At 62.3% G+C, this 16,240-nt stretch carries 15 protein-coding genes; 9 read left to right on the top strand and 6 right to left on the bottom strand.

What is annotated here, in order from left to right; all coding sequences use genetic code 11:
- Positions 1–186 precede the first annotated feature (186 nt).
- From ACR64R_RS14400 to ACR64R_RS14410, 3 genes are all read left to right on the top strand, one after another.
- Positions 187–1,545, top strand: a complete 1,359-nt coding sequence (locus tag ACR64R_RS14400) for an Nramp family divalent metal transporter (protein WP_487362274.1) — start codon at positions 187–189, stop codon at positions 1,543–1,545.
- A 398-nt stretch (positions 1,546–1,943) separates the two neighbouring features.
- Positions 1,944–2,594 (top strand): dihydrofolate reductase family protein, encoded by a 651-nt coding sequence (locus ACR64R_RS14405; protein WP_487362275.1) that lies wholly within the window; start codon positions 1,944–1,946, stop codon positions 2,592–2,594.
- Positions 2,595–2,681: 87 nt separating this feature from the next.
- Positions 2,682–3,332: a glutathione S-transferase family protein gene (locus ACR64R_RS14410; protein ID WP_487362276.1), complete on the top strand. Its 651-nt coding sequence runs from the start codon at positions 2,682–2,684 to the stop codon at positions 3,330–3,332.
- Positions 3,333–3,339: 7 nt separating this feature from the next.
- On the opposite strand, the gene ACR64R_RS14415 is transcribed toward ACR64R_RS14410, so the two are convergent.
- Entirely contained in the window at positions 3,340–4,206 is an 867-nt protein-coding gene (locus ACR64R_RS14415; protein ID WP_487362277.1) for a LysR family transcriptional regulator, read from the bottom strand.
- A gap of 100 nt (positions 4,207–4,306) precedes the next feature.
- Here ACR64R_RS14415 and ACR64R_RS14420 point away from each other — a divergent pair, with 100 nt between their 5' ends.
- Positions 4,307–4,906: a LysE family translocator gene (locus ACR64R_RS14420; protein ID WP_487362278.1), complete on the top strand. Its 600-nt coding sequence runs from the start codon at positions 4,307–4,309 to the stop codon at positions 4,904–4,906.
- Between the two features lie 84 nt (positions 4,907–4,990).
- On the opposite strand, the gene ACR64R_RS14425 is transcribed toward ACR64R_RS14420, so the two are convergent.
- A complete protein-coding gene (locus ACR64R_RS14425; RefSeq protein WP_487362279.1) occupies positions 4,991–5,785 on the bottom strand; it encodes an SDR family NAD(P)-dependent oxidoreductase in 795 nt (264 codons plus the stop codon).
- Between the two features lie 189 nt (positions 5,786–5,974).
- Between ACR64R_RS14425 and ACR64R_RS14430 the strand changes: the two genes are divergently transcribed.
- Entirely contained in the window at positions 5,975–6,439 is a 465-nt protein-coding gene (locus ACR64R_RS14430; protein WP_487362280.1) for a MarR family winged helix-turn-helix transcriptional regulator, read from the top strand.
- A 32-nt stretch (positions 6,440–6,471) separates the two neighbouring features.
- Here the strand turns inward: ACR64R_RS14430 and ACR64R_RS14435 are convergent, their stop codons facing one another.
- Positions 6,472–7,653 (bottom strand): MFS transporter, encoded by a 1,182-nt coding sequence (locus ACR64R_RS14435; protein ID WP_487362281.1) that lies wholly within the window; start codon positions 7,651–7,653, stop codon positions 6,472–6,474.
- Between the two features lie 193 nt (positions 7,654–7,846).
- Here ACR64R_RS14435 and ACR64R_RS14440 point away from each other — a divergent pair, with 193 nt between their 5' ends.
- The 4 genes from ACR64R_RS14440 to carB all read left to right on the top strand — a co-directional run bounded on the left by ACR64R_RS14440 (position 7,847) and on the right by carB (position 13,554).
- Entirely contained in the window at positions 7,847–8,203 is a 357-nt protein-coding gene (locus ACR64R_RS14440; protein ID WP_487362282.1) for an ArsR/SmtB family transcription factor, read from the top strand.
- A 3-nt stretch (positions 8,204–8,206) separates the two neighbouring features.
- Entirely contained in the window at positions 8,207–8,965 is a 759-nt protein-coding gene (locus ACR64R_RS14445) for a metallophosphoesterase family protein (RefSeq protein ID WP_487362283.1), read from the top strand.
- A 31-nt stretch (positions 8,966–8,996) separates the two neighbouring features.
- Positions 8,997–9,809: an SH3 domain-containing protein gene (locus tag ACR64R_RS14450; RefSeq protein ID WP_487362284.1), complete on the top strand. Its 813-nt coding sequence runs from the start codon at positions 8,997–8,999 to the stop codon at positions 9,807–9,809.
- A gap of 241 nt (positions 9,810–10,050) precedes the next feature.
- The gene (carB, locus tag ACR64R_RS14455) at positions 10,051–13,554 is read left to right on the top strand and encodes a carbamoyl-phosphate synthase large subunit (protein WP_487362285.1); all 3,504 of its coding nucleotides are present in this window, start codon (positions 10,051–10,053) and stop codon (positions 13,552–13,554) included.
- A gap of 15 nt (positions 13,555–13,569) precedes the next feature.
- On the opposite strand, the gene ACR64R_RS14460 is transcribed toward carB, so the two are convergent.
- From ACR64R_RS14460 to ACR64R_RS14470, 3 genes are all read right to left on the bottom strand, one after another.
- Positions 13,570–15,141, bottom strand: coding sequence for an NACHT domain-containing protein (locus ACR64R_RS14460; RefSeq protein ID WP_487362286.1), 1,572 nt, complete (start codon positions 15,139–15,141; stop codon positions 13,570–13,572).
- Entirely contained in the window at positions 15,066–15,482 is a 417-nt protein-coding gene (locus tag ACR64R_RS14465; RefSeq protein ID WP_487362287.1) for a hypothetical protein, read from the bottom strand. Before ACR64R_RS14465 ends, ACR64R_RS14460 begins: the two co-directional genes overlap by 76 nt.
- 345 nt (positions 15,483–15,827) lie before the next feature.
- Positions 15,828–16,220: a RidA family protein gene (locus ACR64R_RS14470; protein WP_487362288.1), complete on the bottom strand. Its 393-nt coding sequence runs from the start codon at positions 16,218–16,220 to the stop codon at positions 15,828–15,830.
- Positions 16,221–16,240 lie beyond the last annotated feature (20 nt).

Here is a 16,240-nt window from a genome sequence, read left to right on the forward strand (position 1 = left end):
ACGAACCCCCGATGGTCCGGCCGTTTATTTACATTCCGGCCCGTGCGCAACCAGGGTTCCGAGCATCGGCCAAGGGCCCAAACGGCTCATCACGAAAGCAAGATCAATGAAATATAGCCTATTGCATAATGTTGAGCCATGGCATACGTAAGGATATCTTCGATGCATTCCCGCGGAAAATCCCCCATGCCCGACGTCGATGCAGCAACCGTAGGCCGAACCGCATGGCGATTCGACGGGCCGGACGACGAGCAGCCCAGCCTGCGCGAGGTGAACGCTTCGATCGCGGTACCGCAGACCGGCGTCTGGTTCCGCCGCCTGTTCGCCTTCATGGGGCCGGGCTACATGGTGTCCGTCGGCTATATGGACCCCGGCAACTGGGCGACCGACCTCGCCGGCGGCGCCCAGTTCGGCTACACGCTGCTTTTCGTCATCATGCTGTCCAACCTGATGGCGATCCTGCTGCAGGCGCTTGCCGCCCGTCTCGGCATCGCCACAGGTCGCGACCTCGCCCAGGCCTGCCGCGCCTACTATCCGCGCCCGGTCAACCTGATGCTCTGGATCGCCTGCGAACTGGCGATCATCGCCTGCGACCTCGCCGAGGTGATCGGCACGGCGATCGCGCTGCAGCTCCTGTTCGGTATTCCGCTGATCGGCGGCGCCATGCTGACCGCGCTCGACGCCTTCCTGGTGCTTCTCCTGATGAACAAGGGTTTCCGCTATCTGGAAGCCTTCGTCATCGCGCTCTTGATCATCATCTTCGGCTGCTTTGCCGTCCAGATATTCGTCGCCGCGCCGCCGGCCAGGACCATTCTGCATTCGATGTTCGTGCCGTCATCCGAGATCGTCACCAATCCGGCGATGCTCTACATCGCTATCGGCATCATTGGCGCGACCGTCATGCCGCATAATCTCTATCTGCATTCCTCGATCGTGCAGACCCGTGCCTATGAGCGTACCGATGCCGGCAAGCGCGACGCCATCAAATGGGCAACGACGGATTCGACCATCGCGCTGATCCTGGCGCTGTTCGTCAACGGCTCGATCCTGATCGTCGCGGCCGTCGCCTTCCACGGGACCGGACACCAGGACGTGGCCGAGATCGGCCAGGCCTTCGAACTGCTTTCGCCACTGCTGGGCTTGAGCATCGCCTCGATCCTGTTCGCGGTCGCTCTGCTGGCCTCCGGCCTCAACTCGACGGTTACCGCGACGCTTGCCGGCCAGATCGTGATGGAAGGCTTCCTGCGCCTGCGCATCCCGCAATGGGCGCGACGCCTCCTGACGCGCGGCATCGCCATCGTCCCGGTCGTGGTCGTCACCGCGCTCTATGGCGAGAAGGGCACGGCAGAGCTCCTCGTGTTCAGCCAGGTGGTGCTGTCGATGCAACTCCCCTTCGCGGTCATCCCACTCGTGCAGTTCGTGTCCGACCGCAAGAAGATGGGCAGTTTCGCCATTGCGCGCGGCGTGGCGTTGCTGGCCTGGGTGGTTGCCGCCCTCATCCTGGTGCTCAACTTCAAGCTGCTCTACGACACCATCGCCGGCTGACCGCGACAGTCGCGCCGGCCCTATGGCGGAACCGGACGCCAGCCAGAGATTCTACGCCATGACAGCGCAGGCTCGCTCGGCCGATCCGCGCCCTTCTAGGCTCCTGTTGATCTTGCATTGATCCGAACACGCCGTGCGCCCCGTAGATCTGGCTGACGCGAGACAAGGCGGCGCACCGCAGGGCAAACGCCGTGATCGGCGATGTCTGGTCATATCGCGCCGTTCGCGCCGAGAGCGCATGACGGAAATTTTTAAAACGCCCTGTCGAAAACGCGCCTCGCCGTTCGTCCTAGCAGCAAATCCAGGAAAACCGCGTGCCGGCTTTCCGTCGAGAATTGCCACAGCTCGGAACCGGGAATCCGGCCTCGACGGTATGGGATCAGCCAAAGGAGAACCAGATGCGCAAGATCATCGCCGCCACATTCGTCAGCCTCGACGGCGTCATGCAGGTACCCGGCGGGCCGGAAGAAGATCCGGTCGGCGGCTTCAAGTTCGGCGGCTGGACCTTCCATTACTTTGATGAGATAGCTGGCGCGGCAATGGACGAATTGTTCTCCAAGCCCTTCGCCCTGCTGCTCGGCCGCAAAACCTACGACATCTTCGCCGCGCATTGGCCATACCAGAACGATCCGATCGCTGAGGTCTTCAACCCCGCGGCCAAATATGTGGCGACGCACCGGCCGGATTCGTTGACCTGGCAGAACACCCAGTCGCTCGGGCCGGATGTCGTTGCAAGGCTGAACGAGCTCAAGCAGGAGGACGGTCCTGACCTGCTCATCCAGGGATCTGGCAACCTGATCCACACCTTGCTCGCCAACGGGCTGATCGACGAGATCCGTCTGATGGTCTTTCCGCTGGTGCTGGGCAAGGGCAAGCGGCTGTTCGGCGACAACGCGGTGCCGGCGGCCTTCAAGCTCGTCAAATCGCAAACATCCACCACCGGGATCATCATCGCGACCTACGAGCGCGCGGGCGAAATCCGGACTGGCTCGTTCGCCCAGGAGCAGCCTTCGCAAGCCGAGATCGAACGGCGCAAGAACTGGAAGTAGTGCAATCTCGCGGCGAGCCCTGCCTGCCGCGTATTCGCCTTATCAAGCCCGCTTTCGCAACGACGACTGAACCGTCAGGAGCCGCCTATGATGCCCACCATTACCGCCTTCGAACGATCGCCCGACGGCGGCAGGGGGCTGGCGCGCGACATGCACGTGCGCTGGGCCCTCGAGGAAGTCGGCCAGCCTTATGACGTTCGCCTCGTTTCGTTCGATGCGATGAAGCAACCCGCGCATCTTGCGATCAGCCCCTTCGGCAATATCCCGACCTATGAAGAAGGCGATCTTGCTCTGTTCGAGTCAGGCGCAATCGTCCTTCACATCGCTGTGCGTCATCCGGGCCTGTTGCCCGAGGATGCAAACGCACGGGCGCGGGCAATTGCCTGGATGTTCGCAGCCTTCAGCACCATCGAGCAGCCGATCCTCGATCGCACGACCGCAGTGATCCTGGAGCGCGACGCGCCGTGGCACGACCAGCGCCTGCCCCTGGTCGACGACCGGATCCGCAAGCGGCTGGCCGAGATCTCCCGTCACCTGGGTGATAGCGACTGGCTCGACGGAGCGTTCAGCGCCGGCGACCTCGTCATGGTCGGCGTGCTGCGCCGATTGCAGAGATCGGGACTGCTGAACGAATTCCCGAACGTCGCCGGCTATGTCGCCCGCGGCGAGGCGCGGCCGGCCTTCAGGCGCGCATTCGAGGCGCAACTGGCGGTCGCCATGGCGGCATCGAGCGGCTGACAGCCGTTCAGGCCGCCTCGCGCCGCCGTGCCAAACCCTCGCGGATATGGGTCGCGAACGCCTGCGCGGCCGGCGCGGTGGCGTGCTTGGGCAGGTGCAGGTTGACCGAGAAATTCGGCAGCGCCGGAAGGCCGGCATCGGACAGGATGTCGAGATCGGCCGGCACCGTCGAGGCAAGCCAGGTGGTAACGGCAAGGTCGGAGCGCACCGTCGCGGTCGTGGCGTCGATGTTGCCGTTCTCGAACACGGTGCGCCAGTCGAGCCCGTGCTCGCCGAGAGCGGCAAGCACTGCCGGGCGAAAGGCGCAGGTATCGGCGACGATCGAGACCGGCAAGGGCCGCTTCAAACGCGCCGAGCCGCCTCTGGCGCCGACCCATACCAGCCGGTCGACGAGCAGGCATTCGCCGGCGGTGGGACCGGCGCGTTCCTCGATCACGGCAAGGTCGATGGTGCCCGACGCCAGGGCCGCCGCTAGCTCGGGCGAGGACGCGCAGACCAGCGATATCTCCACCTGCGGATAGGCTTCGGCGTACGCTTTCAGCACCGGCGCGAGCAGCGTGCCCACGAGATCGTAAGGCACGCCGATCCGCACCTGCCCGGCAACCACCCTGCCCTTGATCTCGGTGAGGATCTCGTCGTTGAGCCGCAGCAGCGGCTTGGCCTTGTCGAGCAGGCGCTCGCCCGATCGTGTCAGCCTCAACCCGCGACGATCGCGCTCGAACAGGCTTTGGCCCAGCATGTCCTCGAGCCGCTTGATCTGTTGGCTGACGGCGCCCTGGGTCAGGTGAAGCGCATTGGCCGCCGACGTCATGCTGGCCTTGTCGGCCGTCGTGACGAAGGTGCGGATGAGAGTCATGTCGAGGTCGCGGATCATGAGCTCTATTATGATCCCTAATGCCAACCATATCAAACATTGCATTTACTGATGCTGGGAAGCGTCTAAGCATGCCGGCTCCTCCGACTGGAAAGCCCGCATGTCCGAAACCATCATCCCCTTGGTCCTGTTCGCGCTGATCTCGACCTCGACGCCCGGCATTGCCACGACATTGTCGACCGCGTCCGGCGCGCAATTCGGCTTTCGGCGCTCGGTGCCGCTGATGGCGGGCAGCGCCGCGGGACTGGCGTCGGTGGCGGCCGCGGGCGCGGCAGGCCTCGCCGGCCTGCTCGCCGCGGTGCCGTCCCTTCAACTCGCCATGAAGATAGCGGGCTCGCTCTACCTGATCTGGCTTGCGGTCAAGATCGGCCGCAGCGGTCCACCCAATCTCGACATCAGCATGGCCACCCCGAACAGCTTTTTGGGCGGCGCAGGCATCCAGTGGATGAATCCGAAGGGCTGGGCGATGGGATTGGGTGCCGCCGCATCCTTTGCGGCCCTGGCGGATGGTCCGATGCAGCTCGCGCTGCTGCTGGGCGCCGTATTCGGCCTGGCCGCGGCTTTCTCGCTGTCGCTGTGGTGCGTGGCGGGAACCTTGCTTGCCCGCCTGCTGAAGACCGAGCGCCAGTGGCGCGCGCTCAACATCGTGCTTGGCCTGCTGCTGGCCGCCTCCATCCTGCAGATGTGGCGGCCGGCGTAAGCAATTTCAGGAAAAGTGTGCAGCGGCTGTTCGTCAGCAATCGCGCGGGACGATACTTGAACCAGCCGCCACGATGACAGGACGTCAGACCGCGTAGCGCGCTGCCGGCTTGCTGGCGTGCAGGCTGCCGTAGAAGCCTTGGCGAGCGCCGAGGAAAGTATCCAGCTTGGCTGTGTCGGCAAGTCCCGGCACGGTCACAGCCTCGCCCCTGGCCAGGCCGACAAGTGCGGCATCGACCAGATCGTCGGCTGTCATGATGATCTCCGAGGGAAGCTTGTCGATATCGCTACCCGCAAGTTCCCAGAAATCGGTCCGGGTCGCGCCCGGCAGCACCACCTGCACCTTCACCTGCGTGCCCGCGACTTCACGCTGCAGAGCTTCGGTGAAGTTGACCACATAAGCCTTGGTGCCGCTGTAGATGCCGCCGAAGGAAGTATCAAAGGCAAGCACCGAGGCGATGTTGACGACGGCGCCGCGGTTGCGCGCCAGCAAACCCGGCAGCGCGGCGCGGGTAAGGCGGGTCAAGGCGATCACATTGACCTTGATCATGCGCTCGGCCGCATCGGCATCGGACGTCGCAACCACCTGTTGCCCGCCGAGGCCGGCATTGTTGACCAGCAGCGTCACGCTCTCGTCGCCGGCAATCGCCTGCTCGACACGGCGCACGTCGCCGTCATCGGAAAGATCGGCCGCGATCACCTTGACCTTGTGGCCATAGGCATAAGTCAGCCTGTCCGCCAGCTCCTGCAGCCGGTCGGCGCGCCGCGCCACCAGCACCAGGTCGTAGCCTTGCCCGGCCAGCCGGTCCGCATAGACAGCGCCGATGCCCGACGATGCGCCGGTGATGACGGCCGTGCCCTTGTTGTCCTTCGTGCTCATTGTCCTGTTCCTTTATTCGCTTCGCTTCGGTTCGGCGACGATGATGCCATCCGCCAAATGGCTCGGATTCCAATTAGTGGCATATACCACTTTCCGAGACGTAGGTATATGCCACTATCTTGTCAACGGCGGCGGCGAAAACTATTTTTGCGGCAGGCCGGCGCGCCTCTTCGCCGGCAAGGAGTGAACATGACGCAAGCTCGGCAACCCGGATTCAGCCGCTGCAACAACGCCACGCTGCGGCGCGCCGCGCGCAGCCTCGGCCGCTTCTATGACGACGCGCTGGCGCCGTCCGGCCTGAAGGGTACGCAGTTCGGCCTGCTCTTTCAGATCCACATCAGCGATGAGCCAGCAATGGGTACGATCGCCGAGGCGCTGATCATGGACCTTTCGGCGCTCGGCCACACGCTGAAGCCGCTGATCCGCGATGGCTACGTCGAAACCTTTCCCGACAAGGACGATCGCCGCGTGAAGCGCGTGCGGCTGACGCCGCAAGGCCAGGCCAAGCTCGACGAGGCGCTCGAACTCTGGAGCGTCGCCCAGCGGCAATTCGAGGATAAGGTCGGCGCTGAACAAGCGGCAAAGCTTCGAGCGGCGCTGGACGCGGTGGCCGACCTCGATCTGGAAATGCCGGCGGCCGCTCCTTCGAGGTGAAGAAGCCGCCACGGAACAGGTTTGATGCAGTTTTATTCCGCCGGCATGGCGACTGGCCGCCGCGCCGTCACCCGGCCGGCGAGCACGATACCCAGGCCAATGATCGGGAACACGGCGGCGATCAGGCCGAGATCTGCCGGGGCGCCGAAGCGCAGCACTGCTGCGCCGACCACCGCGCCGAGCGCGACGCCGAAGTAGAGCGCCGAGGCGTTGAGCGACAAAACGATTGGCGCGGCGTCGGGGGCGATCTTGAGGATGCGGCTCGCCTGCGCCGGCGGGAAGGCCCAGCCGACGATGCCCCACGGCACCATCATGGCCATCAGCGCCGGCCCGGCGAGATGATGCGGCAGGAAGGTCGGGATGAGCGAGAAGGTGACGAGCATGGCGGCCGACAGAGTCAACGACCAGGCGACGGTGCGGGTCGCGCCGAAGCGGTCGGCCGCCTGCCCGCCGGCGATGTTGCCGATGACGGCGCCGACGCCGAAGGCGAGCAGCATGCCCGGCAACGCGATCGGCGAGAGCCCGCCGCCTTCGATGGCCAAAGGCGCGATGAAGCTGAAGACGGTGAACGCGCCGATCAGCGCAAGCGCCGTGGTCAGAAGGATCGGCATCACGCCGGGCCGGATGGCTGCCGCCAGCCGGCGCTTCAGCGGCAGCCTGGTGCCGACGATGCCGCGCGGCAGCCGCCACCACAGGATCGCGCCTGACAGCGCGCCGAGCGCCGCGATGGCGAAGAAGGTGCCGCGCCAGCCGGCAATCGCCGCGACCAGGGCACCGAGCGGCGCGCCGACCGCGACCGCCACCGTGGTGCCGCCGACGACGACGGCGATGGCGCGCGCCCGGTGATGGTCGTCGACCAGCGCCACAGCGGTTCCCTGCGCGGTCGCCGCGAACAGGCCGGACGACAGCGCCATGACGATACGCGCGATCAGAAGCAATTCGAAGGAGGAACTGAGCGCCGCCACCAGATTGCCGATGACGAAGAATACAAGCGTCCACAGGATGACGCGCCGCCGGTCCCATTCGCCGGTCAGCGTCGCGAGCACCGGCGCGCCGATCGCATAGGCGAGCGCGAAAGCGGTGATCAGCGAACCGGCGAGCGGCACGGAAATGCCGGCATCAGCGGCGATATCAGGGAGAAGGCTTGAGATGACGAAGCCTTCGGTCGAGATCGCGAACGACCCGAGCGCGAGCCAGAAGATCCGCTTGTCCATGGGAATTGTCCTTAGTTCAAAAGTTATTGAACAATTGGACATAGCAGGGCATTGTGTCAACCGGACCGGGAGAAAATAGCTGAAGCCTGCTGACAGCCCTGTGTCAGGACCAGGCCGGAAATGAAGAGTGCGTCGCTCTCGGCGGGAAAGGTGCCAAGTTGAAGTTCGTTGCGTTTGTGCTTAATTCTTGGTCATGAGCCTGCCCCACCCAGCCACCGACCAGATCAGCCTGCCGATCGTGCTCGCCGTGCTCGGCGATCCGACCCGGCTCGCCATCGTGCGCTACCTGGCGAGCAAGGAAGGCGTGCCGATGAGTTGCGGCAAGTTCCTCGACCTCGCCTCCAAGACCAATCTGAGCTATCACCTGGCCAAGCTGCGCGAGGCGGGCATCACCCGCAGCGAAGCGGTGGGCACCAGCCGGCTGATCACACTGCGCCGCGACGACCTCGACAAGCGTTTTCCCGGCCTGCTCGACAGCGTGATCGCGGCAGCCGACGGTGCCCCTGACCTGCCGGCGGTCGGCGCTGCCGAGGTCGAGGTTTCCGCCTGATCCATGCGCATCGCCGTTCTCGCCGACATCCACGGTAACGTACTGGCTTTGGATGCCGTGCTGGACGATCTGAAACGCCGCGGCGGCGCCGACACGGCCGTCAATCTCGGCGACTGCGTCTCCGGCCCGCTATGGCCGCGCGAGACGATGGAACGGCTGCAGGTGCTCGGCCTGCCGACTGTGCGCGGCAACCACGACCGCCGCGTGGCGCAGGACACGGCGGATGATACCATGTGGCCGTCCGATCGCTACGCCCAGGAACGGCTGACATCGGCGCAGCGCCAGGCACTGCTCGACTTGCCGCTGACATTGGAGATCGCGCCCGGCGTCATCGCCTTCCACGCCCGGCCGGATCATGACGAGAAATATCTGGCCGACGCCATTGTCGACGGCCAGTTGGTGCGCGCGCCGCTTGCCGCCATCACGCGCCGGCTGAAGCCGCTCGATCCGGCCTGCCGCCTGGTGCTATGCGGCCACAGCCACCGCAACGAGCTGGTCCGCATTCCTGGAGGCCCGGTCGTCTTCAACCCCGGCAGCGTCGGCTGCCCGGCCTATGACGACGACACGCCGCCGGCGCATGTCTCCGAACAGGGCACCCCGCAGGCCCGCTACGGCATCGTTGATATTGGCTCGGATGGCAGTCCTAACCGTTTCGAGAGCATCGCCGTGGACTACGACCATGAAGCGGCCGCAAAGCAGGCCGAACAGGCGGGAAGGCCGGAATGGGCGCACGCGCTGCGAACCGGATTTATGAAGGAATAGGCGGAGCTTACATCCATTGAGCAAAGCTCATATGAAGCGCAACCTTACGCTCCTGCTGCTTTTCGCCGCTCCACTGCTGACGGCCACGCTGCCGGCCCTGGCTCAGGACGGGCCGGGGCCGATCATTTCAATTATAGGCGGGCTCGCTCCAGACGATCTCCTCAACATCCGGGCCACCGCATCGGCGGCCGGAAAGGTGGAGGCCCGCTTGCCCAACGGCACGGCCGTGAAGAACTACGGCTGCAAACTCGTCAACAATTATCCCTGGTGCAAGGTCGAGGATACGCAGGACGCGCACATCACCGGATGGGCGCCCGCCCGCTACCTCAGCCCAAACAATCCGGCACCGGCGCCTGAAGATACCGCCGCGCCGGCGACCGAGGCCGGCCCGCCTCGGCAAGCCGGCGCGCCCCAGCCCACCGCAGAGCCACAGCCGGACATCGCGGCCCGGCTGGGCAGCAACGAGCCGGCCGGGCCGCCATCCGCGGCCGACATCGGCAGGACCGCCATGCAGGACGCCTATGGCCTCGCCTTCGCGGCGTCGGCGGGTGGAATCTCCGACGGCCCCGCTCCCGATGCTGCCGGCGGCATCCCCTGCGCGCGCCGCATCGGCCAGCCGATGACCCGCTGCGAGGTCAGCGTCGCGCGCAACGACGGCGACAGCACGGTGACCGTGACCTGGCCCGATGGCGGAACGCGCGTCATCACCTTTCGTGGCGGCCAGCCGGCCGGCTCTGACTCTCCCGACGAGTTCCGCTTCACCCGCGAAGGCACGCTGAACATGATCCGCGTCGGCGCCGCCGAACGCTTCGAGATCACGGATCAGCTGGCGCTAGGCAATTAAGGGGGTAAGGCAGTAAAGGAAGAGAACGCCTACCGCCCTACCGCCCTACCGCCCTACCGCCCTACCGCCCTACCGCCTACTGCCCTACTCCCCTACTCGATCCCGCATTTTCGGGGTTACATCCGCCAAAACTCTTCCCTATAAGGCCCTCCTAGCCTGATACCTGAATCGCAAGCACAACCGGCCGGTCCCCCCGTCCCGGTTTTTCGTGCAAGCCGCTCGCCGAACGGATTTTACGATCATGCCAAGACGCACCGACATCAAGTCGATCCTGATCATCGGGGCCGGCCCCATCGTCATCGGCCAGGCATGCGAGTTCGATTATTCCGGCACCCAGGCCTGCAAGGCGCTGAAGGAAGAGGGCTTCCGCGTCATCCTGGTCAACTCCAATCCGGCCACGATCATGACCGATCCGGAGCTGGCGGACGCAACCTATATCGAGCCGATCACGCCCGAGGTGGTGGCCAAGATCATCGCCAAGGAGCGGCCTGACGCGCTGTTGCCGACCATGGGCGGTCAGACGGCGCTCAACACAGCACTTTCGCTGCGCCGCATGGGCGTGCTCGACCGCTACAATGTCGAGATGATCGGCGCCGACGCGCATGCCATCGACAAGGCCGAGGACCGCGCGCTGTTTCGCGAGGCGATGAGCAAGATCGGGCTCGAAACGCCGAAGTCGATGCTGGCCAACGCCACCGACGTCAAGAACGCCGACCGCAAGACGCATGAGGCGGAGCGGGCCGCGCTGAAGGCCGAGAACCCGGAAAACCTCGATGCCGCGCTCGACGCGCTGGAGACGCGCTGGAACCTCGGCGAAGGCGACCGCAAGCAGCGCTATATCAGCCACGCCATGGCGATCGCCGCCCAGGCGCTCGACCATGTCGGCCTGCCGGCCATCATCCGCCCCTCCTTCACCATGGGCGGCACCGGCGGCGGCATCGCCTACAACCGCGCCGAGTTCTACGACATCGTCCAGTCGGGCCTCGACGCCTCGCCCACCACCGAGGTGCTGATCGAGGAAAGCGTGCTCGGCTGGAAGGAGTATGAGATGGAGGTCGTCCGCGACAAGGCGGACAACTGCATCATCGTCTGCTCCATCGAAAACCTCGATCCGATGGGCGTGCACACGGGCGACTCGATCACCGTCGCGCCGGCGCTGACCTTGACCGACAAGGAATACCAGATGATGCGCAACGCCTCGATCGCGGTGCTCCGCGAGATCGGCGTCGAGACCGGCGGCTCGAACGTGCAGTTCGCCGTCAACCCGGCCGACGGTCGCCTCGTCGTCATCGAGATGAACCCGCGCGTCTCGCGCTCGTCGGCGCTGGCCTCCAAGGCCACCGGCTTCCCGATCGCCAAGGTCGCGGCCAAGCTGGCCGTCGGCTACACGCTGGACGAGCTGGAGAACGACATCACCGGCGGCGCCACGCCGGCCTCCTTCGAGCCGACCATCGATTACGTGGTGACGAAGATCCCGCGCTTTGCCTTCGAGAAATTCCCCGGCGCCGAGCCGGTGCTGACCACCGCCATGAAGTCGGTGGGCGAGGTGATGGCCATCGGTCGCACCTTCCAGGAATCGCTGCAGAAGGCCTTGCGCGGACTTGAAACCGGCCTGACGGGTCTGGACGAGATCGAGATCCCCGGCCTCGGCCATGGCGGCTCGCCCGCCAGCCATGCCGACGACCGCAACGCCATCCGCGCCGCGCTCGGCACGCCGACGCCGGACCGGCTGCGCATGGTGGCGCAGGCGATCCGCATGGGCACCTCGCTGGAAGATGTGCACGCCATGTGCAAGATCGACCCGTGGTTCCTCGAGCAGATCGCCGGCATCATCGCCATGGAGGAGCGCATCCGCGAGCATGGCCTGCCCCAGGACGCCGTCAATCTGCGCATGCTGAAGGCGATGGGCTTCTCCGACGCCCGCCTCGCCTCGCTGACGAAGACCGACGCGGAAGTGATTCAGAAGACTAGGCAAAAGCTCGACGTTCATCCGGTCTACAAGCGCATCGACACCTGCGCTGCCGAGTTCGCCTCGCCGACCGCCTACATGTATTCGACCTATGAAGTGCCCTTCGCCGGAGCGCTCGACAACGAGGCGCGCGTGTCGTCGCGCAAGAAGGTCGTCATCCTCGGCGGCGGCCCGAACCGAATCGGCCAGGGCATCGAATTCGACTATTGCTGCTGCCATGCCGCCTTCGCGCTGCGCGACGCCGGCTATGAAGCGATCATGGTCAACTGCAACCCGGAGACGGTCTCGACCGACTACGACACTTCCGACCGCCTCTATTTCGATCCGCTGACGGCGGAGGACGTGCTGGAGATCCTGCGCGCCGAGCAGGCATCCGGCGAGCTGGTCGGCGTCATCGTCCAGTTCGGCGGCCAGACGCCGCTGAAGCTGGCCGACGCGCTGGAGAAGGCCGGCATCCCGATCCTCGGCACCTCGCCCGACATGATCGACCTGGCAGAAGACCGTGACCGCTTCCAGAAGCTCCTGCACAAGCTGAACCTTACCCAGCCGAAGAACGGCATCGCCTATTCGGTCGAGCAGGCGCGCCTCGTCGCCGGCGAGCTCGGCTTCCCGCTGGTGGTGCGCCCGTCCTATGTGCTGGGCGGCCGCGCCATGCAGATCATCCATGACGAGGGCATGCTGCAGACCTATCTGCTCGATACCGTGCCCGGCCTGGTGCCGGAGGACATCAAGCAGAAATACCCCAACGACAAGACCGGCCAGATCAACACGCTGCTCGGCAAGAACCCGCTGCTGTTCGACACCTATCTGTCGGGCGCCATCGAAGTCGACGTCGACTGCCTGTGCGACGGCAAGGACACCTTCGTTTCCGGCATCCTGGAGCATATCGAGGAAGCCGGCATCCACTCGGGCGACAGCGCCTGCTCGCTGCCGACGCATTCGCTGCCCTCTGACCTCGTCGACGAGCTGGAGCGGCAGACGGCGGCCCTGGCCCGCGCGCTCAACGTCGGCGGCCTGATGAATGTGCAATACGCCATCAAGGACGGCACGGTCTATGTGCTGGAAGTGAACCCGCGTGCATCGCGCACCGTGCCCTTCGTCGCCAAGACCATAGGGCGGCCCATTGCCAAGATCGCGGCGCGCATCATGGCCGGCGAGACGCTGGAAAACGCCTTCGCCCATTACGGCGCCATGCCGGACCCACGCAACCCCGGCCACATCGCCGTCAAGGAAGCCGTCTTCCCCTTCGCCCGCTTCCCAGGCGTCGACATCCTGCTCGGCCCGGAAATGCGCTCGACCGGCGAGGTCATGGGCCTCGACCGCGACTTCGCCCTGGCCTTCGCCAAGAGCCAGCTCGGCGCCAATGTCGACCTGCCGCGTTCCGGCACGCTGTTCGTTTCGGTCCGCGACGAGGACAAGAAAGGCATCCTGCCGGCGGTCAAGCGCCTTGCCGGCCAGGGCTTCAAGGTGCTGGCCACCTCCGGCACCGCCCGCTTCCTGGCCGAAAACGGCGTCGACGCACAGAAGATCAACAAGGTGCTGGAAGGCCGCCCGCACATCGAGGACGCCATCCGCAACCGCCAGGTCCAGATCGTCTTCAACACGACGGACGGCCAGAAGGCGGTGTCGGACTCGAAGTCGCTGCGCCGCGCCACGCTGATGCAGAAGGTGCCGTATTACACGACGCTGTCGGGTGCTGCGGCCGTGGCGGAAGCGATTGCGGCGCTGCGGGCGGGGAATTTGGAAGTGCGGCCGCTGCAGGAGTATTTTGCGTGAGACACTCCAACTAACCTACAATGCGAGTATATCGCCGCCCGTCCCACGGGAGTGGCGACGGTTGCGTATGATTTCGTCTATCCTTCTTTTGACAAACGTAGCCCTAGCCTTAACTTTTTCAGCCGACGTTGCAATTATCGGGAGATTTGTGGCCCAACGCAAATCTTCGAAAGACACAATAGCTACACCGTCCCCAGAGGGCGAATCTATTGCATCGGGGTCAATTCGTACAATCCTCTTTTCGAAATCGAATTTGGCTTCAAACTCTGTCTCGTCGTGTCCACGCATCATACCTTTTCTAGATATATAACGCCCTATGGCCGCCGTAGACTCCAATACAGGCCTCATATTTGTTTGATAATCCAATTCCTTCGGAGCCTGCGATTTAAACATTAAGTATACAGAATTTATAAAATTCTCCACCCCAGGCTCTCCATAAGAGCCATACATGTACGTAGATACGCGAGTTCCCTTCATCGTAAATCCAATTTGAAGATTGTGGTCATTTAGCCTCAATATCTCAACCGGGTCACTTTGCTTAAGTATATCTCTTATTATTCTGGCCCAGTATTCAAACTCAGGTATAGTGTATAAATCATCAACCAGCGTAGGATTTATAGCTCTCGCCATGGAAAATACGGAATCTGTCTCGCGAAGAGGGACGATCTTAATCGCCTCCCTCAAATTGGGCACAAGATAATGCGTTAAAGCATAGGCCGTAAAATACTCCTGAAAAGTCCGATGAATAAATGAATATTGATCGCCGTCTTTAAAAAGCATATTCACAGATTCTGTCGCGTCTATCAGGAAATCCCTGGCATCAAAAGACTGATTTGCGCGCCGCTTCGCCCGCTCAATGTAACTTAGGCATTTATACTCTGAAAACGTATGCTCCATTTCCACGTACGTCGAGATGCAAAAATAGGAAAACACCTCTATAAACTCTTGCTCTCCTAACGACAGTCGGCGCTTTCGTTGAAAACCCTGCTTGCTGGCGTCGTGCAAAGTAAAGAGCGTCTGAAATGCGTACCTGTAGAAAACATGTATATTATCAGGTATATGCCGTATTTGTAGATAAGTCATTAGCATCATAAGTGTCAGAAGAGGAGTCGAGAAAAATGGCTTATACTCATTGTACCTCTTGTTTAGGATATTCTGGACAAATTCCTTTTTTGTATCCAAATCAAATTCTGTTTTATTTATCACCTCCAGCGTCTGATCCATTTCGAAAGGAAGCGCCTGGAAAAGGTAAAACTGCTCCCAAGATGAGAACCTATCGTCGTTCCTACTAGAAACTACGATACCGCAGTTAGGATACAATTTCGCCAGCTCCAATATCTGGCGCTGGACATCGTTTCTGAACTCATCCGGAATTTCGTCAAACCCATCAAGAATAAATATGAACCTGCCATCCTCCATCATCGCCTTGAATACATCTTCAGAGACAACCTCCTTTTCTGCTGACGAAGACACCCTCATAATGGCCAGAAGATTTTTTTGAGAAATTTCGTTTAATCTCCGTAATTCAAGAAAAATCGGTATTCTTCCCGCAGGATTGCTAAAACACTCATAAATAGATATTTGCAAAATATCGTCTTTCCAATTCCTCCAAAACCCGTGACTACAATTCTCTTGTTGTCTCTTATTTCCTGGCAAAGGCTGTCGTCATCGATAACTTCGCTATCGCAGCGGAATTTCGTCTTCACATATATTTCATTGATTTTAATCGGTCTTTCTTTATTAACTATTGTCTTTACGCTGCTGCAGGTCGTATGCATTTTTTCGAGGTATGGCGCAAAGTTAGAAAAATACTGAGAGTATTTCTTGCTTATAGTTCTAGTTACAGATTCTGACAGGCTTTTGAGAAAATCCTTGACGAGAGCTGTACCCACGCCAACCGCAATTTTATTTGGATCAAAGTCTGACATTGAAGGCCCCACACGTCTCCCGAACTAGATTGTAAACATTTATTTGCCCCATCATCTAGGGGATATTCCAATCTGTGCACAAATTTCAGCAGGTCGTACTTAGTTTGCATGTAATGGGGATGCGGCCTCCATCCTTATGCAAACCTTCAATCAGGTTCGGACTCATGGTGTCGATATCTAGGCAGGCGATGCCGCCCGATATGCGCCGGCCGACTCCAGGTAGCGCACAATTGCCCGAGAACGGTTGATCGAGCGGTGACCTTTACTGCTTTTCCGACAAAGGTCTGCGTGAGCAAAGCGGCGCCTCTGTCTGTGGTCGAGCGGCGGTTCAACTGGGAGAGAAGCTCAAGCCACCGCCACACACTCAATCTCGATATCGAACTCCATCGGCCATGACGCCACCGGCACGAAACTGCGCGCCGGCGGGTTGGTCGCAAAGTACTTCGCATAGACCCGGTTGATGGCGTTGTAGAAGCCGGAATTGACGGCGTAGATGCGCACCATCACCACCTTTTCCAGCGAGGTGCCGGCCGCTTCCAAGCAGTGTTTCAGCGCCTTCAGCGACGCGTCAGTCTGGGTCTCGATGTCGCCGCGCACCATCTCGCCGGTCGCCATGTCCACCGGCGGCGTCGCCGAGATGAACACGAAGCCGTTGGCCCGCACCGCCGTCGAGCACGGCAGGCCGAGCGCCCGCACCTTCGCCGACATCACGGGCACTTCGATGACTTCCTTGTCCATGGTGGTCCTCCCTTGTTTGC

The sequence above is a fragment of the Mesorhizobium sp. MC2-1-1 genome, from assembly GCF_057597255.1.